The sequence below is a fragment of the Ruegeria sp. C9 genome, assembly GCF_056537585.1.
Genome location: NZ_JBQFRU010000002.1, coordinates 94,974 through 116,268, shown reverse-complemented (window position 1 = coordinate 116,268; position 21,295 = coordinate 94,974). Strand labels below are relative to the sequence as shown.

Genomic DNA, 21,295 nt, shown 5'->3' with positions numbered 1-21,295 from the left:
GGAAACCCGGCCCTACATGGGTCGGGTTTTTTCGTGCATGCGCCAGTTGCTGCCTGATCGCGTACCTCACAAGAAATTCAGAGGTCGCCCTCTGGAAAAAGCAGGCATTCACTAATATTTTATCGGTAATTCAACTATCCGAACAGCTCATAACTCCCTGGAGGCAACCTTGTCCCAAAATCGTTTTACCCGTCGTCACGCCCTTTTGGGCGCTGCATCGCTGATTGCGGCCCCTGCTATCGTGCGTGCTCAAAGCACTGATGCTTTCCCACAGACCGAGGAAGCAATCAGCACGCAGATTCCAGTACGTCGTAACGTTTCATCGTTCTCGCAACAGAATTGGCAGGATCACTTTGACGAGTTGGGCGTCGGCGCATTGTTGGCCGATATCACCAGCCGGGCTGTTCATTACTGGGGGCCGGATGGAACCTACAAGCTGTACCCCAGTTCTGTCCCGATGAGCGAAGAGCTGACCAAGCGCGGCTATACCAAAGTCACACGCAAGGCGGAGAACCCAAGCTGGACACCAACCCCATCAATGCGCGAGCGCGATCCCTCGTTGCCAATTCGCATGGAGGGTGGTGAACCTGGAAACCCATTGGGAACTCGCGCTATGTATCTTGGCTGGCCTGCCTACCTGGTTCACGGCACCTATGATACCCGCAAGATTGGACGTCAGAGCTCGTCCGGCTGTATCGGTCTTTATAACCAGCACGTTGAAGAGCTGTATCCGCTGGTAAAGGTCGGTACTCAGGTACGTTTGGTCTAAACGGCGAGTTTATACACGAAACACAAAAAAGCCCCGTCCATCAGGAACGGGGCTTTTGTTTTCGTGAAGGTGGTAGATTTATTCGGGAATGATCACTTCGTCGACAACGTGAATGACGCCGTTGCTGGCTTCGATGTCGGCCTGCACAACTTTGGCACCATTAACTTTCACGCCATTTTTTGCGTTCACGCTTAGTCGGTCGCCTTGCACGGTCAAAACCTTCGCGCGCTTTCCTGCAATGTCGCCGGACATCACTTTGGCTGGCACGACATGGTAGGTCAGGATCGACACCAACTGGTCCTTGTTTTCTGGCAGAAGTAGGGTTTCAACAGTGCCTTCAGGCAGAGCTGCAAAAGCTTCATCCGTGGGTGCAAAGACGGTGAAGGGCCCATCGCCTTTCAGCGTATCGACCAGGCCCGCGGCCTGAACGGCAGCAACCAGGGTGTTGAAAGACCCGGCAGCAACTGCGGTATCTACGATATCAGCGGCCTGTGCCTTGACGGGCAGTGCAAGTGCAAATGCGGCAGCAGCGCCCATGAATGTGCGGCGGAACATGGCTGTTAACTCCTCTCCAGCTTGTTATGGAAAGGGTTACGGGCCTGGGTTCGAACCGGATCACACAGAAATCAATTTTCTTTGAGCTGAACCCAGATGCTCTGCGCACGGCCCTCTTCTAGAAACGGCAGCGCTGCGACGGCGTCGGGGCGATCCTGCTGCAGGTAATATCCGGGCCAAAGCATTGAATAGAAACCGGATTGCAGCAAGGCGTGCAACATGTACTGCTCACCCCATCCTGGGCAGTCATAGAAGAACCGTTTGGGATATTCATAAGGCAGAAAAACATCGTGGACATGAATGACAACGCCGGGTTTCAGCGCCGGAATGATCCGACAGAATAGATGGGCGACATCGTTGCTCATCCGAACCACATGGCTTGAATCGATGAACAGAACATCCCCAGCCTCAAGCTGATCGAACAGCGCGGGATTTACTTCTTCCAGTCGCTTCTGCTCAAACTGATCGACGACATGGGCGATATCTGCGCGCGGGTACGGATCAATTGCCGTGATCGTCGTATCCAAACCACCATCTATGATCGCCTGCCGCGTCACGCGGGTAGAGTTTCCGCAGCCGACCTCGATCACGCGCTTGGGCTGAAAGCGGCGGATCATCAGGTAAAGCGCATCCGCATCCGGGCTATCGTAATATCCGTTGCCGGTGTAATAACCGGTTTGGTTTCGCGCCGGGTCCTTCAACGCAGCAAGCTCATCGGCATGGCGCGTATACTCTTTGATCAGTTGCGCGATATCGAATCCGTCCATTCCCGGCGACAGGGCATAAGCGGGCCTGGTCAATCCCCCTGCCCGTTCGAACGCTTCCAGCCGCGCCCGTTCATCCTGTTCCGTAACCTTGTCGATCAGCTTGACGCCCAACTCATCTAGGGCTGCATTGATCTGCGGAAATTTTCTGGGTTTCACGAAGACGGCTCCACATTACGTTGCGCCCGCTCTTTACCTGTGCACGCAGGACTTCCGCAAGAACCGACAGGCCAAACCCTTGGCAAAACGCTAATTTCCGTATTCACTGATGTGAATTGACCAACGAGGGCCGCCATGCAGCAGGAATTCACGATCGGTATTGAAGAGGAATACCTGCTGGTCGATCAAGACAGTCTGCAGCTCGCCGAGGCGCCCGCAGCATTGATGGAAGCTTGTCAGGCAGATTTCGAAGGCCAGGTCAGCCCGGAATTTCTGCAGTGCCAGATCGAAGTCGGGACCCGCCCACATGCTACGATCAGATCGGCGCGCGAAGATCTAAAGCGCCTGCGTTCTTGTGTTTCAAAACGTGCAGCCGAGTATAATTTGGCTCCGATCGCGGTCTCTTGCCACCCGTTTGCGAACTGGAAAGACCAGCACCATACACGGAAAGAACGCTATGACGCCCTGCAGCATGCTTTGGGCGGCGTGGCGCGGCGGATGCTGATCTGCGGAATGCATGTGCATGTGGGCGTCGAAGATCAAGCCTTGCGCGCCGACCTGGTACCCCAGCTTTCTTACTTTCTGCCCCATCTGCTGGCGTTGTCGACCTCGTCTCCTTATTGGAACGGCGAAGATACCGGGCTTTCCTCCTATAGGCTCACCGTGTTCGACAATCTGCCCCGGACCGGTCTGCCCCCGGTGTTCGGCAGTTGGGGCGAATACGAACGCACCACCGGCGTGCTGGTCGAACTCGGCGTGATCGAGGACACCTCGAAGATCTGGTGGGACCTACGTCCATCTCACCGGTTCCCCACCCTAGAAACACGCATCATGGACGTACAGCCAAGGCTTGAACATACGCTTTCGCTTGCAGCGCTAGTGCAGGCACTGACCCGGATGCTGTGTCGCCTGAAAGACCGCAATCTTCGTTGGCGACAATACGATAAGTTTCTGATCGGCGAAAACCGTTGGCGCGCGCAGCGCTACGGCGTGGGCGAAGGTCTGATCGATTTCGGAGATCGCTCAATCAAGCCAATGGCTGAACTGATCGGAGAGCTGATGGGCATGTTGGCCGAAGACACCGAGGCATTGGGCACCATGACCGAACTCGCCCGCCTTCGGCAGATCGCAGAAAATGGCACCTCCGCCACCCGCCAACGCCGTGTTTACGCTGAAGCTTTGGCGCGCGGGGATGATCCGGGCATGGCGGTGGTCAAGCACCTGATCGAGGAATTTCACGCCGACCTATAAAGTCAAACCGCCGCCAAAATCTCTTTGATCCGGTCCGCTACAGGTTCATACAAATCGCGATCCGTCCAGTATCCGTTATGCGAAAGCGGGTTCCACGACGTAAAGATTTTGCCCGCATTGATCGGCTTATCCTTCAAGGCCCCACTTTGAGCGAGCTGTTCATAGCTTGGCGCGCTTTTGCCCAAAGGAAAACCCAAAACATCATGCTTGTCATAGTAGTTTCGCCACCAGGTCGAAAACTGCAACGCAGGCGGCAGCGCGCGGTTCGGGGCCATGATCGGAAAAATCTCATTCTCGGGATATGCGAACAGAAAAATCGGAATATTGCACCCAAACGTCACGAGGCCAGCAACGGTTTTCATGTTTTCAACATCTGTCGGGTGAACCGGTGAACCACCCTGGCGCAGATGTCTTTGCATGTCATAAATATAGTTCGACATTATGTGCCCACCCAGCGAATGCGCCAGGATCAGTACAGGCCCCTGTGGTCCGACCTGGTATTTGACGACCCCCATCACATTCTCGATTTTCTTGTGGATCGCCTCATAGATCTTATCGCCATCATCCGGAGTTGGTCGGTAGGAAGCCGCATCCGACAGATTGCACACTACAAACTCGCGCAGCTTGTCGTATCCAAGGCTGCGGTTGACCTTGCGCAGATATGCCTTCTGCCGCCCTTGCAGGATCTGTGCCCATACCACCTCGTGCCAGATCACATCATCCATATCCGCGCCGACCTGGTTCGAAACGCGTCGTTTCAGCCCTTTGGAAAACGTTGGGGTCGTGGATGGGGGCTGGTTCTGAGGATTGTACTGGCTGCCCATGCCGTGAATCGCGATAACAGCAAGCTTGTGTGACGACATAAGAATACTCCGTAATGATCAAGAAAGCAGAATTCCCGCAGTATACCTCACCGTCCAGAAATCCCCTAAATCGCCGGGTTTGCCGTCATTGAAAAATTTCTGTAAGGATTGAAGAATAAAACGCTCGTTCAATTCTATAGCCATCAGGAAGCACACGTCATGGATTTCGCGCTGACCGAAGAACAAACGGCCATTTTCGACATGGCCTACGCCTTTGGCCAAGACCACATCGCCCCCTTCGCGCGTCAGTGGGAAGCAGACGGAACCATCCCCAAAGAGCTTTGGCCCAAAATCGGCGAACTAGGATTTGGTGGACTTTATGTCTCGGAAGAGGCTGGCGGTTCGGGTTTGACGCGATTGGATGCGACACTGGTGTTCGAAGCGCTATCGATGGCCTGTCCCTCGGTCGCGGCGTTCCTGTCGATTCACAACATGTGCGCCAAAATGCTGGACAGCTTTTGCAGTGACGATCTGAAGTCCCGCATTATGCCAAGTATCCTCAGCCTCAAAACCGTCCTCAGCTACTGCCTGACGGAACCCGGATCGGGATCAGACGCCGCAGCATTGAAAACGCGCGCTGAACGGACCAATGAAGGCTACACACTGAATGGTACAAAAGCGTTCATTTCCGGCGGCGGCTATTCGGATGCTTACGTCTGCATGGTGCGTACGGGTCAGGACGGTCCCAAGGGGATCTCGACGGTATATGTCGAAGACGGCACACCCGGCCTGAGCTTTGGTGGTCTGGAGCAGAAAATGGGTTGGAAAAGCCAGCCAACCGCGCAAGTTCAGTTTGACGATTGCAAAATTCCGTCCAGCAATCTGGTCGGGGCTGAAGGCGACGGTTTCAAATACGCGATGATGGGGCTGGACGGTGGCCGCCTGAACATAGCGTCCTGCTCGCTGGGGGCAGCTCAGAACGGTCTGGACATGACGTTGCAGTATATGTCCGAGCGCAAGGCCTTTGGACAATCGATCGATCAGTTTCAAGCGCTGCAGTTCCGACTGGCAGATATGGAGATTGAGCTACAGGCGGCGCGCACATTCTTGCGTCAGGCAGCGTGGAAACTTGATCAGGGCGCACCGGACGCCACAAAATTCTGTGCGATGGCCAAGAAATTCGTAACAGAAACCGGATCGAAGGTTGTGGATCAGTGTCTGCAATTGCACGGCGGATATGGTTATTTGGCTGATTATGGCATCGAGAAACTGGTGCGGGATCTGCGTGTGCATCAAATTTTGGAAGGCACGAACGAGATCATGCGCGTGATCGTTGCACGCCAGATGCTCTCCAATCGCTGAGGTCTTTGATGTCCGATATCGACATTCGCACCACAGGCCGTGCCGGGCGCATCACGCTGACACGACCACACGCCCTGAACGCCCTTAGCTATGAGATGTGCATGGCCATTGATACCGCTCTGCGCAACTGGCGTGAGGATGATCAAGTCGATCTGATCATTCTCGATGCCGAAGGCGACAAAGCCTTTTGCGCTGGCGGAGATATTGCCGAGCTTTATGCGACCGGCACCAAGGCGGACTATGCTTATGGCCAAACGTTTTGGCGCGACGAATACCGCCTGAATGCCTTGATTTTTGAGTACTCAAAACCAGTGATCAGCTTCCTGCAAGGTTTCACCATGGGTGGCGGGGTTGGCATCGGGTGCCATGGCAGCCATCGAGTGGTTGGAGAAAGCTCAAAGATCGCGATGCCGGAATGCTCAATCGGGCTGGTTCCTGATGTGGGCGGATCGCTGATGTTGGCGCTGGCGCCGGGGCGATTGGGCGAGTATCTGGGCACCACCGGCCACCGCATGGGGCCCGGAGATGCGATCTATGCCGGGTTTGCCGACCATTTCATTCCCCAAGAGCATTGGGCGGGGCTGATAGACCAGTTGGAAGCCTCTGGACGGGCGGAACTGGTGGATGAGCATGCAGTGCCCGCACCGGATAGCCCCTTGGCTGAAATGCAGGGCGAGATCGACAGGCTATTCAGCGGAGAAAGCCTTAGCGATATCCTGAACAGCTTGCGCAACGATGACACAGAATTTTCGACGAAAATTCTCGGCACCCTGCAGCGAAACTCTCCTATCTCCATGGCTTGTGCTGTCGAGATGTTGCATCGGCTGCGCGGAACCGGCCTGACATTGCAAAAAGCGCTGGATCTGGAGTACCGGTTTACTTATCGCGCAATGGAGCATGGCGATTTTCTGGAAGGCATTCGCGCCCAGATCATCGACAAGGATCGCAACCCGAAATGGCAGTTTCCTGATTTGGATGTGCCTGCAGTCGCGGTGTCCAAGATGCTGCAACCGCTCGGTGCGGATGCACTAAGCTTTTCAGAGGAGTAAGGGATGAAAATCGCATTCATAGGGCTTGGCAACATGGGCGGCCCGATGGCGGCCAATCTGGCGCGCGCGGGTCATGACGTGATCGGATTTGATCAAGTTGATGTCGCCGTTGAAGGCGTGGCCATGGCGCCTTCCGGCGCTGCCGCAGCTGCGGAAGCCGACGTGGTTATCACCATGCTTCCCAACGGGCAAATTCTGCGCGCTGTGGCCGATGAAGTTGTCCCTGAAATGCAAGACGGCGCGGTTCTGATTGACTGCTCTACGGTCGATGTCGACAGCGCCCGCGCAGTGGCGCAGCAAGCTGCTCAGGCTGGTCTGCTATCAGTCGATGCACCTGTATCCGGCGGGATTGGTGGGGCCGCTGCAGGCACTTTGACCTTTATGGCCGGTGGATCTGACGCAGCTTTTGCCAAGGCGGCTCCGTTATTTGAAATCATGGGGCAAAAAGCGGTTCACTGCGGTGAAGCTGGCGCGGGTCAGGCCGCCAAAATCTGCAACAACATGATTCTCGGCGTGACGATGATCGCGACCTGCGAGGCATTTGCGCTTGCTGATAAATTGGGATTGGATCGACAAAAGATGTTCGATGTCGTCAGCACGTCCTCAGGGTACAGCTGGACAATGAACGCCTATTGCCCTGCCCCCGGCGTTGGACCCGAAAGCCCATCCGACAATAACTATACCCCTGGTTTCGCCGCCGAGCTGATGTTGAAAGACCTACGTCTCAGCCAACAGGCAGCCAAGAGTGCGGACGCTGATACGCCCATGGGACAGGTTGCGACAAAGCTATATGAACAGTTTGTCGAACAAGAAGATGGCTTGGGTCGCGATTTCAGCGCAATGTTACCGCGATTTGAGAAGCGGTCCAGAGACTGAACAACCTCAGAACGCAGCGCTCTACGAAGCAACAGAGAAGAAAATTCGCAGCATTTTCTTCTCTCGCTCTGTTCCTATTCGGCAGCTACGGCTTGCCCATCCAGCATTGGCTTCAGATAACGCCCAGTGTGGCTACGCTCACATTCAGCGACGTCTTCGGGCGTACCCTCAGCCACAATCTGACCTCCGCCATCGCCACCTTCCGGGCCAATGTCGATTATCCAGTCGGCGGTTTTTACGACATCGAGATTATGTTCGATAACAACAACAGTATTTCCTTGGTCGACCAGTTCATGCAGGACTTCCAACAGCTTACGCACGTCCTCGAAATGCAGACCCGTTGTGGGTTCGTCCAGAATATACAGCGTTCGACCCGTTGATCGCTTGCTCAGTTCTTTAGAGAGCTTTACACGCTGCGCCTCACCACCGGAGAGCGTGGTCGCCTGTTGACCAACTTTGATGTAGCCGAGCCCAACACGAGCCAAGGCATCCATCTTGTCGCGGATCGATGGCACCGCTTTAAAGAATTCCTGCGCATCTTCCACTGTCATATCAAGTACATCCGCGATGGACTTACCCTTGAACTTGATCTCAAGCGTCTCACGGTTGTATCGCGCGCCTTTGCAGGTTTCGCAGGTGACATAAACATCAGGCAGAAAGTGCATCTCGATCTTGATGACGCCATCACCCTGACACGCTTCGCACCGGCCGCCTTTGACGTTAAAGCTGAACCGCCCGGGCTTGTATCCACGCGCTTTGGCTTCTGGCAACCCGGCAAACCAGTCTCGGATCGGGGTGAAAGCCCCGGTGTAAGTCGCTGGATTTGAACGTGGAGTCCGGCCAATGGGTCGCTGATCTATGTCGATCACCTTGTCCAGATGCTCTAGCCCTTTGATCGTTTCACAGGGCGCCGGTGTCTGGCGAGCGCCGTTCAACCGCATCGAGGCGGTTTTGAACAAAGTCTCAATCGTCAGCGTCGATTTTCCACCGCCAGACACACCGGTCACACAAACAAATTTTCCCAGCGGAAATTCGGCCGTAACGTTCTTGAGGTTGTTTCCCGTCGCCTTAACAACGGTCACTTTCTGCTTCTTACCCTTTCGCCGCTCAACCGGCACCGGGATCTCGCGTGTGCCCGAAAGATATTGACCGGTGATCGAGGCCGCATCGCCGGCGATATGCTCGGGCGTACCGTGGCTGACCACCTGTCCCCCATGCACTCCTGCACCGGGACCGATATCAAACACATAATCCGCCTCGCGAATGGCCTCTTCGTCATGTTCAACGACGATGACCGTGTTGCCCTGGTCACGCAAATTCTTAAGCGTACCCAGCAGACGATCATTGTCGCGTTGGTGCAGACCAATCGATGGCTCGTCGAGCACATACAATACCCCGGTCAGGCCCGAGCCGATCTGGCTCGCCAGACGGATACGCTGACTTTCACCTCCGGACAGGGTACCACTTGAACGAGACATCGTAAGATACTCTAATCCAACATTATTCAAAAAACCCAACCGCTCGCGAATCTCCTTGAGAATTGCGCGCGCGATCTCGTTCTTTTGTGCGCTCAAATGATTTGGGGCATCCTCGACCCAGGCCAGCGCCTCGCGGATCGACATTTCAACGACCTGTCCAACGTGCAAACCCGCAATTTTGACGGCCAGCGCCTCAGCACGCAGCCGATACCCTTCGCACGTGCCGCAGGGTCGGTTGTTTTGATAGCGTTCGAATTCTTCGCGAATCCAGGCGCTGTCAGTCTCGCGATAGCGGCGCTCCATGTTGGGGATGACGCCTTCAAAGCTTCGGGTAACCTGATAGACGCGGCCACCTTCATCATAACGGAACTGGATCTCTTCATCACCAGACCCGCGCAGAAACACCTGCTGGACTTTCTTGGGCAAGTCCTTCCAGGGAGTGTTCTTGTCAAACTCGTAATGTCGCGCGATAGCTTCGATCGTTTGCAGAAAATAGGGTGATTTACCCTTTCGCCAGGGCGCAAGCGCCCCGTCATAGAGTTTCAATGTCTGGTCCGGCACGACCAGACGTTCATCAAAGAACAGTTCGACCCCAAGCCCGTCGCAATCGGGGCAAGCCCCAAAGGGCGCGTTGAATGAGAACAGGCGCGGCTCGATCTCGGGGATGGTGAACCCGCTGACCGGGCAGGCAAAATTCTCACTGAATGTGACGCGTTCGGGGTCGCCCTCTTTCGGTGCGGTTTCGAGGATTGCGATCCCGTCCGCCAGATCCAGTGCGGTCCTTAGGCTGTCGGCCAGGCGTGTTTCCATGCCTTCTCGTACCACCAGACGATCGACAACGACGTCGATATCGTGGCGGAACTTCTTGTCCAGTGTCGGCGGCTCATCCAATTCATAGAACTCACCATCTACTTTGACGCGTTGAAAACCCTGCTTGCGCAGCTCAAGGAACTCTTTCCGATATTCACCCTTCCGATCACGAACGATGGGGGCCAGCAGATAGCCGCGCGTGCCCTCCTCCATCGTCATGATCCGGTCGACCATGTCCTGCACCTGCTGTGCCTCAATCGGCAATCCTGTGGCCGGGCTGTAAGGCGTACCAGCACGGGCAAAGAGCAAGCGCAGATAGTCGTAGATCTCGGTTACGGTGCCCACGGTCGAACGCGGGTTTTTTGAGGTCGTCTTCTGCTCGATCGAAATCGCGGGGCTTAGTCCGCTAATGTGATCCACATCGGGCTTCTCCATCATATCGAGGAACTGGCGCGCATAGGCCGACAGGCTTTCGACATAGCGGCGCTGCCCTTCGGCATAGATCGTATCAAATGCCAAAGAAGACTTACCCGAGCCCGACAGGCCAGTGATCACCACCAGCTGATCCCGTGGGATGTCGACATCAATGCTCTTGAGGTTATGCTCGCGCGCACCGCGCACCTCGATATTCTTCAGCTCAGCCATTCAGGCCCCCAACAACCAACGTCACTCAGAGATAGGCGAGAGCGGCTGAGTCTCCAACCAAAAAATTAGAACAAAGTAAGAACAGGCGATTTTTCGACACTCGGTTTAAGCACTGGTTTTCTTAGCCAGAGCCCATGCGCAGATTGGAAAATCGGGATCGTTCTCCAAATTGTCTGTCTCAGGGTCATAAACAGGAGGCCATTCAAGTTCGAGATTGCGCAAAGCGGCATGCCGATTGCCCCACTGTTCGGCCCGGATGAGATCCGGGTCGAACCCACACTCAGTGAGCAGGTTTTTCAATCCGCGCGCAGACCAGCGCGAACAGTCATGCGGAGCGGCGTGAAACGGAATGAAGAACGGGACGGCCAGCCAGAAATACCCTCCGGGTCTTAGCATCTCTAGCACGTTCAGCGTGGCTTCAACCGGGCGATCCAAGTGCTCCCACACCTGATTGGCCAAAACCAGATCGACCTTTCGCACCTGCTGTTGTTTGTTCAGAACGGGTCCGGTGCAGATATCATGTTGCTTATGCCAAATCTGTTCATAGCTGCAAAATCCAAATTGCTTACCCCACGAACCAGAAATCTCAATGACATCAAGTGTTTCCGGCTTCAGGCCGCGGACCCACTGCCGGCTGCGCCGTGCCATGATGACTCGATTTAGACTGGTCACTGCTTGCCCCTGATGTTTTGCAGGCAATAAACCATAAGATCAGTAAGATGTCGGCACAAAAAAACGCCCACAAGGGCGTATGACTTTCTAAATCGAAGGAAATGGCGCGGTTGACGGGGCTCGAACCCGCGACCCCCGGCGTGACAGGCCGGTACTCTAACCAACTGAGCTACAACCGCGCATTTAGGGTCTATGTGCGATCCGTTTGCCCGGATCAAAGGCTGGCAGCGATGGCGCGGTTGACGGGGCTCGAACCCGCGACCCCCGGCGTGACAGGCCGGTACTCTAACCAACTGAGCTACAACCGCCCACTGCCCGTTCATCTCTGAACGTTGGGGTGTATTATGGCTACACCCCGGCATCGTCAAGCGGCGTTTTCAAGTTTTTTGCTCGAACCTGATTTTTTCCGATCTATCCGACTTGGCGGGCAATGTGTGAAAACCGGATTTCGTCTGACGCGCTGCAATTTGAACGCTTTGAACTTGCGGCGAAACACAAGCCGCTGTATCAAACGCCGCTATGGGTGATTAGCTCAGTGGTAGAGCGCTTCGTTCACATCGAAGATGTCAGGAGTTCAAATCTCTTATCACCCACCATATTATTCAAATGCTTATGCGACATAGTTGAAGCGTTTTGGAACCATTTAGTTCAACGCTGCGAGCACAATGCTGTCATCCTCCGACATACACGCCGGATTTAGGACGATAAAAAACCTTTTGGTCATGCAGACGCCCCAGAAGGTCGTGTGCCTTGCGCACAAAGTCTTCACGGGTTTCCCTTTCTTCTACCCTCTCGTCAACAGGGACATTCGATCTGGAAGCTATGGCATGACGCATGGCCTCTTCGATTATATCCATATCTTCGACCGAAAGCTCGAACATATCATTGTACAGAGGCATCCTGGGTTCTCCTACCTTGGCACAGACGACCAGCGTGCCTCATGTTCCGAGTCGATTCCACTTCAAATACCTATTGCCGGCGATCGCGTTTCGAAGAACACGCCCAGCAGGATTTAGAAGATGAATCGGGCAGACCTCGTTTTCACGAATTTTCTGCATGATATGTGGCACTTGCCATGTTTCCCGTGGCCTGCTTATCCTGATGTCATAGCCACCAATAAGGCACCCCTCTTTGGGCGAGAAATAACATGGCGAAACTGAAGCGGGAAATTGGCCTGGTCGGCCTGACCTTCATTTCGGTTGGAGGAATCATTGGGTCAGGCTGGCTTTTCGGCCCCCTACTCGCCGTGCAACACGCAGGCCCCGCCGCGGTTCTTTCTTGGATTATTGGCGCCGTTGCGATGTTCATACTGGCAATAACATTCGCCGAGATTTCAGCGATGTTACCTATCCCAGGAGGAATCGCACGCGTCCCTCAGTTCTCACACGGCAACATCGTGTCGATGGCGATGGGATGGACGGCCTGGATTGGCTACAACACCACCGCTCCGATCGAAGTTGAAGCCATGCTTAAATACCTCGCGCCCTACGCGTCATGGCTCCACGCCGCAGATACCGGCGAACTGACCGGCGCTGGTGTTTCGGTCGCCTTGCTATTCATGTTGCTGTTCGTCGCTGTGAACGCACTGGGCGTAAAATTTTTTGCACAGGTAAATGCAACGCTGACCTGGGCCAAGATTGCCATTCCGATAGTATTGTCCGTGTTGTTGATCGCGACCCGCTTTGACGTGCAGAATTTCTCCGCCCCTGACGGTTTCGCCCCCTACGGCCTGAAAGGCATCATGGCCGCAGTATCAACCGGTGGGGTGATCTTTTCCTTTATAGGTTTCCGGCATGTTGTTGATATGGCAGGAGAAGTTCGAAACCCAAAATTCGACATCCCGGCCGCTCTGGTTCTGTCCATTGTACTATGTGCCTTGATCTACCTTGGATTACAGGTGGCCTTTATCGGCGCGCTTGATCCCATGATGATCCGCGATGGTTGGGCGAGTCTCAGCTTCGGTGGGCAAGGTCCTTTGGATGGCGTCATAATGTCTGTCGGAATATTGTGGTTCCTCAGCTTGCTGAACGTCGGGTCGGTCATCGGCCCGTTTGGCAATGGGTTGGTTGCAACAGGATCGAACGCCCGTATCGCTCTGGCCCTGTCGCAAAACGGGTTCCTGCCGAAACGTTTGCAGATCTTGTCATCGTTCGGAGTACCGCTTTGGGCCTTGGCTCTCAACTTTCTGATTGGCACTCTGTTTTTACTGACGGTCCCGTTCGCAACCGTAATCGCCCTGAACGGGGCCGCCATTGTGCTTTCATTCGCGGTCGGCCCAATCGCCGTGGTGTGTTTACGCGATCTGATGCCTGACCGCCCGCGCTCAATCCGTATTCCCGCCGTCAAACTTGTCGGGCTCACGGCCTTCGCGATCTCAACCCTGATCGTCTACTGGAGCGGGTGGGACACGGTCTGGAGGCTGGGAATTGCCCTGCTCATCGGCATGGCGCTGCTGCTGATCCGCTTTCACAATCGGCTCGATGAAATGGACGCGACCGAGGCGCTTTGGCTGATGCCCTATTTCTGTGGTTTGGGGCTGATCTCCTACATGGGTCAGTTTGGAGAAGGCGCGCAAAAGCAGATCCCGTTTGGTTGGGACATTGTGCTGTGTGCGGCATTTTCGGCAGTGATTTTTGCGCTCGCCGTACGCTCGGCGCTGTCAGACAAAAAATTCCAGGCTTACATCGAAAACGAAGAGGTGCTGGACCCGGCCAAACCTGTCATTGGACTTTGAACAAAAAAAAGGCGGGGAATGACCCCGCCTTTCTAATTAATCTGTTTCAGGCTTAGTGGGCTGTTGCCGACGGTCCTGCCCCTTCGGCCGCCTTGGCGGCAGCGGCAGCGGCCTCTTCAGCGGCCTCATCCCACTCAATTGACTCGGGCTTACGTATCAACGCTTGCTCCAGTACCTCCGAGACGTGTTTGACCGCGATGATCTCCAGCCCTTCTTTCACGTTGTCGGGGATATCCGCCAGATCCTTCTCATTCTCTTCGGGAATGAGGACAGTCTTGATCCCGCCACGCAGGGCAGCCAGCAGTTTTTCTTTCAGCCCGCCAATCGGCATCGCGTTGCCGCGCAGCGAAACCTCGCCGGTCATGGCGATGTCCTTGCGCACAGGAATACCGGTCAGGACCGAAACAATCGAGGTCACCATAGCCAAGCCCGCAGACGGACCATCCTTTGGCGTCGCACCATCGGGCACGTGCACGTGGATATCGATTTTGTCGAACTGCGGCGGTTTAACCCCGATCTGAGGCGAAATTGATCGGACGTAAGACGACGCCGCGTCGATCGATTCCTTCATCACATCGCCCAGCTTACCAGTGGTCTTCATCCGCCCTTTGCCGGGCAGTTTCAGAGCCTCGATATGCAGCAGATCACCACCGACCGAAGTCCAGGCCAAGCCAGTGACTACACCAACCTGATCGTCCTGTTCAGCCAAGCCATAACGGAACTTGGGCACTCCAAGAAAATCATCCAGATTGTCGGGCGTCACCTTTACGGTCTCCGCCTCTTTCTTGATGATCTTGGTCAACGATTTCCGCGCCACTTTGGCGATTTCGCGTTCGAGGTTCCGCACACCCGCCTCGCGGGTATACGTGCGGATGATCGATTGTAGCGCCTCATCGGTCAGCTCAAACTCCTTGGCTTTCAGACCATGGTTTTTGACCTGTTTGTCGATCAGGTGCTGCTTGGCGATCTCGCTCTTTTCCTCTTCGGTGTAACCGGCCAGCGGGATGATCTCCATCCGGTCTAGCAGAGGCCCAGGCATGTTGTAGCTGTTAGACGTGGTCAGGAACATCACGTTGGACAGGTCATATTCGACCTCAAGATAATGATCCATGAACGTGTTGTTCTGTTCCGGGTCCAACACCTCCAGCATCGCCGAGGCTGGATCGCCACGGAAATCCTGCCCCATCTTGTCGATTTCATCGAGCAGGATGAGAGGGTTTGTGGTTTTCGCCTTCTTCAGCGCCTGAATGATCTTGCCGGGCATCGACCCGATATAAGTCCGACGGTGGCCACGAATCTCGGATTCGTCGCGCACGCCACCCAGCGAGATGCGAATAAACTCTCGCCCCGTGGCTTTGGCAACCGACTTACCCAGCGAGGTCTTACCAACACCCGGAGGGCCAACAAGGCACAGGATCGGGCCTTTCAGCTTTTTCGAACGTTGCTGTACCGCCAGATATTCAACGATCCGCTCTTTGACCTTCTCAAGCCCATAGTGATCGGCGTCCAGAATGTCCTGCGCGCGACCCAGATCCTTTTTGACGCGGGATTTGGTGCCCCAAGGCAGCGCCAGAATCCAGTCGAGATAGTTGCGCACAACAGTGGCTTCGGCCGACATGGGCGACATGTTTTTGAGCTTTTTCAGCTCACCCTCGGCCTTCTCGCGCGCCTCTTTCGACAGCTTGGTCTCGTTGATCTTGGCTTCGAGTTCGGCAACTTCGTTGCTGCCGTCCTCGCCATCGCCAAGTTCCTTCTGAATGGCCTTCATCTGCTCATTCAGATAGTACTCGCGCTGCGTTTTCTCCATCTGGGATTTGACGCGGGTTTTGATCTTTTTCTCGACCTGCAGGACAGACATTTCGCCCTGCATCAGGCCATAGACCTTCTCAAGCCGCTCGCTCACCGAGAGCGTCTCAAGCAGTTCCTGTTTCTGTTCAACCTCGATGCCCAGATGACCTGACACAAGGTCGGCCAACTTTGCAGGCTCGGTGGTTTCACCGACGGCGGCCAGCGCCTCTTCGGGGATATTCTTGCGCACTTTTGCATAGCGCTCAAACTCGTCCGCGACGGTGCGCAACAGCGCTTCGGTCGTGGTGACATCGCCCGGAATCTCGGTCAGATACTCGGCGCGCGCTTCGAAAAACTGATCGTTTTCAAGGAACTCTGTGATCTGCACCCGCGCCTGCCCCTCGACAAGCACCTTCACGGTGCCATCGGGCAGTTTCAGCAGTTGCAGCACGTTGGCCAGAACGCCCGAGCGGTAGATACCGTCGATTTCAGGATCATCCTCACCAGGATCAATCTGGCTGGACAACAGAATTTGCTTGTCATCCTGCATCACCTCTTCCAGGGCGCGGACCGATTTGTCACGGCCCACGAACAGCGGCACGATCATATGTGGGAAGACCACGATATCGCGCAGCGGAAGGACGGGGTATGAGGAATTCAGAGGCTCTTGCATGCTCTATCCTTATCATTGGCAAGACGGCGCTGGTCCCTGATTCAGGCAACCTTTGGCCATCTCCTGTCTTGGACGATAAAGGTGGGGCACCTGTTCCCCCATTTCAACCTCATCGTCGTTTGTCGTGATGCAGCATGACCCGATGATTTGGGGACTTCAAGGCATCCGACAGACATATCCACCGATTTTAGCGAACCCAGCATTAAAACGGGCAACAAATCATCCAGTGTGGATCAGAACACCCTTTGCTTAGCTCGGGACAAAAAGAAGCCATGACCGACTTCGTTTCTACATTCCAAGCCCTTTTTCGAGGAATGGCAAACGAACCCGCCAAACTCTCCGGTTACGCCGTAGTCTGCACGGTCAAATCCGTCCCGGTTATGGCTGACTGGTTGGCACAGCATGCGGACGGCGCCCGTATTGGTCATGAAAAAAGCATGTCCCCAATCCGACTGGCAATCCGCCGGGCGCGGCAATGCCGGTGCGCCGCTGCGCTCGATAATGATGCAAGACAGGTCCGAAACACTTGCCCCCTGCCCGACCACGCACTGAATATTCTCGGACGGGGTTTCGAAGGTCCAGACATCCGCAAGAGATGTCGATGCGCAAAGAACGATTGCGAGAGAAACAATAAAGCGAGGCATTGAATCCTCCTGAACAAAACAAATGAAAATGGTAAATAATGCGCGAACAGTATAGCAAAAAATACCACGTTTGTCACCGCAATGGCCACAATCTACAGCGGTTCAATATCGCCTTGCTCCCGAAGCGCGTGGAATTGCGATTGCCACTCTGCGAATGTGCCCTGTGAAATCGCGTCCCGCATTCCCTGCATGATTTCCTGAAAGTAATGCAGATTGTGCCAAGTCAGCAGCATGCCCGAGATCATCTCATTCGAGCGGAACACGTGATGCAAGTAGGCCCGAGAATAACTTGAACACGCGGGGCATGTGCAGTTCTCATCCAGCGGGCGTGGGTCGTCAGCATGGCGGGCGTTCTTGATATTGACCACACCGTAACGCGTGAACACCTGCCCGGTGCGACCCGACCGCGAAGGTAGAACGCAATCCATCATATCTATCCCGCGTGCAACGGCACCTACGATATCATCAGGCTTGCCTACGCCCATCAGATAACGCGGTTTATCCTGGGGCAAGAAGTCAGGCGCATAGTCAAGGCAGCTGAACATGGCCTCCTGCCCCTCACCCACGGCAAGGCCGCCGACGGCGTAGCCTTCAAAACCGACCTGCTTAAGTGCCTCGGCACTTTCTTCCCGAAGATCTTGTTCCAGCCCGCCCTGCATGATCCCAAACAGGGCATGTCCGGGGCGGTCTCCAAACGCTTCGCGCGACCGCGCGGCCCACCGCATCGAAAGGCGCATGGACTCGGCGATACGGTCGCGATCGGCGGGCAGCGCAGGGCATTCATCAAAGCACATGACGATGTCCGAGCCCAAAAGGCGTTGGATTTCCATCGACCGTTCCGGCGTCAATTCGTGCTTCGAGCCATCGACGTGAGATTTAAAGGTCACGCCCTTCTCAGTCAGTTTACGCAAACCCGCCAGCGACATCACTTGAAACCCGCCCGAATCCGTCAGGATGGGGCGGTCCCAGTTCATGAATTTGTGCAGGCCTCCCAAACGATCAATCCGCTCGGCCGTGGGGCGCAGCATCAGATGATAGGTGTTGCCCAACAGAATATCGGCACCCGTGGCGCGCACACTTTCCGGCATCATCGCCTTGACGGTCGCGGCTGTGCCCACAGGCATGAACGCCGGCGTCCGCACCTCACCGCGCGGCGTGTTGATCACGCCTGTGCGGGCCTTGCCATCGGTGGCTTTCAGGTCGAAAGAAAATCGCTGGGTCATGGTAACGCCTTGGATCGCTGAACCGGGCAGGCTTTGCCCGATCTGCAAGGGCATTGCAACCCGTCAGGGCAGCGAGGCTACACGGTCCGTAAACAGGCGCACCACCCCTGCCCCATCGACATCCCGGCACACTCGCACTGGTGGCCGTGCAGGGTCAGGACGAGTCGCACCGATTTCAGCCCCGTCCAACGCCACCTGCAAACCCGTTTCGACCATTTCGAACATCGGTTCATGGGTGCAGGCGATAACGGCAGTCGAGTCATGCAGTCCGCACCCTTCAAGCCCACCGATCTCTTTGTAGAACTTTAAATAGAAGCGCGAGATATCACGCAGAAAACCACCCATGTCAGGGGAACGTTCAGCGAGCGCCTCAAAATCAGCGGTCTGGTAGAGCGTTTTCAGAGTCACATCCAATCCCACCAGAATCGTAGGCGGCGGCGCGGCAAAGACTTGGTCTGCAGCTTTGGCATCGTGATAGATATTCGCCTCGGCATGTTCGGTGATGTTGCCCGGGCAGTACACGGCCCCGCCCATGATGACGAGCTTGCCAAGATTCTCTGCAAACTCAGGGTCCAATCGCATGGCATCAGCGATATTGGTCAATGGCCCAACCGCGCATACGACCAGCTCTCCGCGATGGCTGCGCGCCATGTCGACAAGAAACTCTGCGGCGGACAGGGCGTGGTTTTCGCCTATCTCATCAATCTGGGTCAGGTCACCAAAGCCTTCGGGGCCGTGCACATGTTCCGAAGGTGAATGCGTGGTCTCTCCCAAAGCGAATGGCGCGCCTTGGGCCACGGGAATGCCCAGCCCTAGTTTGTCCACCAGAAACCGCGCATTGCGGCTGGATTGATGCACATGGGTGTTGCCGAACACGGTGGTCAGACCAACAAGGTCAATTTCGGACGCAGCGGCGGCATAGGCAATGGCCATTGCGTCGTCGATGCCGGGGTCTGTATCGATAATCAGTTTCATCCTCGTCCGATAACGCAAACACCAGCGGGATGCAAAGCTGCCACAAAAGGGAATTTCTGGCCGGTATGAACGTTTTCACCGATTTGCATTCCGGCCAGCACAATCCATACCAGAGTTGAAATTGAGCGACTCAATCCCCATATGTATACCATAGTACACAATAAATGAGGACAGTATGACAGAAGACCAGATTATCGGACTGATCACTTCGAACATTATCTACCTGCTGGCGGCGGCGCTTATTGCCATTGTCATATTCAAAGGCATCAAGATCGTGCCTCAATCCGAGAAATACGTGGTTGAACGGTTTGGCCGCCTGCATTCGGTTCTTGGGCCCGGGATCAATTTTATCGTTCCTTTTCTAGATGTTGCCCGCCACAAGATATCCATCCTTGAGCGTCAGTTGCCAAACGCAACGCAAGACGCAATTACCAAGGACAATGTTCTGGTGCAGATCGATACCTCGGTGTTCTACCGCATTCTCGAGCCGGAAAAGACGGTCTATCGCATCCGCGATGTCGACGGTGCGATTGCAACGACTGTAGCCGGTATCGTCCGCGCCGAGATCGGTAAGATGGACCTGGATGAAGTGCAATCGAACCGGGCGCAACTGATTGAACGTATTCAGGAAAGTGTCGAAACCGCTGTTGACGATTGGGGGATCGAAGTAACCCGCGCCGAGATTCTGGACGTGAACCTCGATCAGGCCACTCGTGACGCGATGTTGCAGCAATTGAACGCCGAACGTGCCCGCCGCGCGCAGGTGACCGAGGCCGAGGGCCAAAAGCGTGCCGTTGAGCTGCAAGCAGATGCCGAACTTTATGCGGCAGAGCAGACCGCCAAGGCCCGCCGAATCTCGGCTGAGGCCGAAGCTTATGCGACTCAGGTCGTAGCAAAGGCCATTCAAGACAACGGGCTGGAAGCGGCACAGTATCAGGTTGCGTTGAAACAGGTGGAATCGCTGAACGCCCTAGGCAACGGCACCGGCTCGCAGACCATCGTTGTGCCTGCAAACGCACTTGAAGCCTTCGGCAATGCCTTTAACATGCTTAAAGGAGGAAAATGATGGCCGATCCTTTCTGGCTGACGTGGTGGATTTGGTTGGCCGGAGCGCTTGCTCTGGGCATCCTTGAGGTCGCGCTGCCCGGCTTCATTTTCCTGGGTTTTGCCATCGGTGCAGCCATTACCGGAGTGGTTCTGCTGATCCCTGGCCTCACGCCATCCCTGCCCGTTCTGCTGTTGATATTTGCTGTTCTGTCACTGGTCGCATGGCTGGTTCTGCGCCGTATGTTTGCCTTGCCGCACGGCCAAGTCAAAACCTTCAAGCACGACATCAACGACTGATCTGTCGTGGCGCCCTGATCAGGCGCCACGGCACCTCTGGACGCTGCCCGGCACTTTCCCTATATAATTTCTCAGGTAACAGACCCGAGGCATCAATGACCCACCCCAGTGAACAGTTCGAAGGCAGCCCTCTGATCGCTCCCTCGACCATCGATCACCCGCTCTACGAACCCGTGGTCGAAGCTTGCCGGACGGTGTTTGACCCAGAAATACCGGTCAATATCTACGATCTCGGTCTGATCTATACGATCGACATCACCGGAGAAAACGCGGTCAAGGTGATCATGACCCTCACTGCGCCAGGTTGTCCTGTCGCAGGCGAAATGCCCGGTTGGATCGTGGAAGCAATCGAACCCGTTGCTGGCGTCAAAGAGGTCGACGTCGAACTGACTTGGGAGCCACCTTGGGGCATGGAAATGATGTCAGATGAAGCCCGGCTTGAGCTGGGTTTCATGTAACTCCCGATTTACTCACAAAAAACATGGCGATGTTACAAAACGGTGTACTGCGTGTTACTTAACCGTTTTCATGTTGTCACAATGCTGGGTCACAAGGACCTCAGGTACCGACCCAGTGATTAAGTATACTTTTTTCGATCTGCTGGACGTGCTGGCGCAGGATGTTGAGTCGCGGGCGTCTTATCCGATTGCCCCGCTAAATTGACATACTTCGTGAATTGCATGGGCCTCTGACCATAGCCATCCCCCATTCAATGGGCCCA

At 55.3% G+C, this 21,295-nt stretch carries 19 protein-coding genes and 3 tRNA genes; 10 read left to right on the top strand and 12 right to left on the bottom strand.

The genetic code is table 11. The features are described 5' to 3' along the window. Positions 1 to 169: 169 nt before the first annotated feature. A complete protein-coding gene (locus tag ACR0NE_RS04710) occupies positions 170 to 769 on the top strand; it encodes a L,D-transpeptidase (protein ID WP_170595732.1) in 600 nt (199 codons plus the stop codon). 78 nt (positions 770 to 847) lie between these two features. On the opposite strand, the gene ACR0NE_RS04705 is transcribed toward ACR0NE_RS04710, so the two are convergent. Next, positions 848 to 1,324 (bottom strand): fasciclin domain-containing protein, encoded by a 477-nt coding sequence (locus ACR0NE_RS04705; protein ID WP_170393195.1) that lies wholly within the window; start codon positions 1,322 to 1,324, stop codon positions 848 to 850. 71 nt (positions 1,325 to 1,395) lie between these two features. Further along, complete coding sequence (locus ACR0NE_RS04700) at positions 1,396 to 2,247, bottom strand: class I SAM-dependent methyltransferase (RefSeq protein ID WP_170595734.1); 852 nt, start codon at positions 2,245 to 2,247, stop codon at positions 1,396 to 1,398. 135 nt (positions 2,248 to 2,382) lie between these two features. Here ACR0NE_RS04700 and ACR0NE_RS04695 point away from each other — a divergent pair, with 135 nt between their 5' ends. After that, complete coding sequence (locus ACR0NE_RS04695) at positions 2,383 to 3,498, top strand: carboxylate-amine ligase (protein ID WP_170510546.1); 1,116 nt, start codon at positions 2,383 to 2,385, stop codon at positions 3,496 to 3,498. 2 nt (positions 3,499 to 3,500) lie between these two features. On the opposite strand, the gene ACR0NE_RS04690 is transcribed toward ACR0NE_RS04695, so the two are convergent. After that, a complete protein-coding gene (locus ACR0NE_RS04690) occupies positions 3,501 to 4,361 on the bottom strand; it encodes a hypothetical protein (RefSeq protein ID WP_170510124.1) in 861 nt (286 codons plus the stop codon). Positions 4,362 to 4,520: 159 nt separating this feature from the next. Here ACR0NE_RS04690 and ACR0NE_RS04685 point away from each other — a divergent pair, with 159 nt between their 5' ends. The 3 genes from ACR0NE_RS04685 to mmsB are packed head-to-tail and all read left to right on the top strand — an operon-like array spanning position 4,521 to position 7,588. Further along, positions 4,521 to 5,663, top strand: a complete 1,143-nt coding sequence (locus ACR0NE_RS04685) for an acyl-CoA dehydrogenase family protein (protein ID WP_170595736.1) — start codon at positions 4,521 to 4,523, stop codon at positions 5,661 to 5,663. 8 nt (positions 5,664 to 5,671) lie between these two features. After that, positions 5,672 to 6,712 (top strand): enoyl-CoA hydratase/isomerase family protein, encoded by a 1,041-nt coding sequence (locus ACR0NE_RS04680; protein WP_170595738.1) that lies wholly within the window; start codon positions 5,672 to 5,674, stop codon positions 6,710 to 6,712. A 3-nt stretch (positions 6,713 to 6,715) separates the two neighbouring features. Then, complete coding sequence (gene mmsB / locus ACR0NE_RS04675) at positions 6,716 to 7,588, top strand: 3-hydroxyisobutyrate dehydrogenase (protein WP_170595741.1); 873 nt, start codon at positions 6,716 to 6,718, stop codon at positions 7,586 to 7,588. 74 nt (positions 7,589 to 7,662) lie between these two features. On the opposite strand, the gene uvrA is transcribed toward mmsB, so the two are convergent. The 4 genes from uvrA to ACR0NE_RS04655 all read right to left on the bottom strand — a co-directional run bounded on the left by uvrA (position 7,663) and on the right by ACR0NE_RS04655 (position 11,501). Continuing rightward, positions 7,663 to 10,521, bottom strand: a complete 2,859-nt coding sequence (gene uvrA, locus ACR0NE_RS04670; protein WP_170595743.1) for an excinuclease ABC subunit UvrA — start codon at positions 10,519 to 10,521, stop codon at positions 7,663 to 7,665. A 105-nt stretch (positions 10,522 to 10,626) separates the two neighbouring features. After that, a complete protein-coding gene (locus ACR0NE_RS04665; RefSeq protein ID WP_480459362.1) occupies positions 10,627 to 11,169 on the bottom strand; it encodes a methyltransferase domain-containing protein in 543 nt (180 codons plus the stop codon). 126 nt (positions 11,170 to 11,295) lie between these two features. Continuing rightward, positions 11,296 to 11,372, bottom strand: a tRNA-Asp gene (locus tag ACR0NE_RS04660). Positions 11,373 to 11,424: 52 nt separating this feature from the next. Beyond that, a tRNA-Asp gene (locus ACR0NE_RS04655) sits at positions 11,425 to 11,501 on the bottom strand. Positions 11,502 to 11,714: 213 nt separating this feature from the next. Between ACR0NE_RS04655 and ACR0NE_RS04650 the strand changes: the two genes are divergently transcribed. Continuing rightward, positions 11,715 to 11,789: transfer RNA gene (locus tag ACR0NE_RS04650), tRNA-Val, on the top strand. 75 nt (positions 11,790 to 11,864) lie between these two features. On the opposite strand, the gene ACR0NE_RS04645 is transcribed toward ACR0NE_RS04650, so the two are convergent. Beyond that, on the bottom strand, positions 11,865 to 12,092 hold the full coding sequence (locus ACR0NE_RS04645) for a hypothetical protein (RefSeq protein WP_170405503.1): 228 nt from the start codon (positions 12,090 to 12,092) through the stop codon (positions 11,865 to 11,867). A gap of 248 nt (positions 12,093 to 12,340) precedes the next feature. Here ACR0NE_RS04645 and ACR0NE_RS04640 point away from each other — a divergent pair, with 248 nt between their 5' ends. After that, positions 12,341 to 13,927, top strand: coding sequence for an APC family permease (locus ACR0NE_RS04640; RefSeq protein WP_170595745.1), 1,587 nt, complete (start codon positions 12,341 to 12,343; stop codon positions 13,925 to 13,927). 52 nt (positions 13,928 to 13,979) lie between these two features. Here ACR0NE_RS04640 and lon read toward each other — a convergent pair whose 3' ends face one another. From lon to ACR0NE_RS04620, 4 genes are all read right to left on the bottom strand, one after another. Further along, the gene (gene lon / locus ACR0NE_RS04635; RefSeq protein WP_170595747.1) at positions 13,980 to 16,388 is read right to left on the bottom strand and encodes an endopeptidase La; all 2,409 of its coding nucleotides are present in this window, start codon (positions 16,386 to 16,388) and stop codon (positions 13,980 to 13,982) included. Positions 16,389 to 16,621: 233 nt separating this feature from the next. Next, positions 16,622 to 17,032: a DUF6636 domain-containing protein gene (locus ACR0NE_RS04630; protein ID WP_170595749.1), complete on the bottom strand. Its 411-nt coding sequence runs from the start codon at positions 17,030 to 17,032 to the stop codon at positions 16,622 to 16,624. 92 nt (positions 17,033 to 17,124) lie between these two features. Continuing rightward, positions 17,125 to 18,255, bottom strand: a complete 1,131-nt coding sequence (gene tgt, locus ACR0NE_RS04625) for a tRNA guanosine(34) transglycosylase Tgt (protein ID WP_170596111.1) — start codon at positions 18,253 to 18,255, stop codon at positions 17,125 to 17,127. 63 nt (positions 18,256 to 18,318) lie between these two features. Then, positions 18,319 to 19,230 carry a nucleoside hydrolase gene (locus ACR0NE_RS04620; RefSeq protein ID WP_170595751.1) on the bottom strand — a complete coding sequence of 304 codons (912 nt, stop codon included), beginning with the start codon at positions 19,228 to 19,230 and terminating at the stop codon, positions 18,319 to 18,321. A 175-nt stretch (positions 19,231 to 19,405) separates the two neighbouring features. Here ACR0NE_RS04620 and ACR0NE_RS04615 point away from each other — a divergent pair, with 175 nt between their 5' ends. The 3 genes from ACR0NE_RS04615 (at position 19,406) to ACR0NE_RS04605 (ending at position 21,032) form a co-directional block, all read left to right on the top strand. After that, positions 19,406 to 20,296 carry an SPFH domain-containing protein gene (locus ACR0NE_RS04615; protein ID WP_170584233.1) on the top strand — a complete coding sequence of 297 codons (891 nt, stop codon included), beginning with the start codon at positions 19,406 to 19,408 and terminating at the stop codon, positions 20,294 to 20,296. Next, entirely contained in the window at positions 20,296 to 20,574 is a 279-nt protein-coding gene (locus tag ACR0NE_RS04610; protein ID WP_170405488.1) for an NfeD family protein, read from the top strand. The genes ACR0NE_RS04615 and ACR0NE_RS04610 overlap by 1 nt, the downstream gene beginning before the upstream one ends. Before the next feature lie 95 nt (positions 20,575 to 20,669). Continuing rightward, positions 20,670 to 21,032, top strand: coding sequence for an SUF system Fe-S cluster assembly protein (locus tag ACR0NE_RS04605; RefSeq protein ID WP_170393211.1), 363 nt, complete (start codon positions 20,670 to 20,672; stop codon positions 21,030 to 21,032). Positions 21,033 to 21,295: the final 263 nt, after the last annotated feature.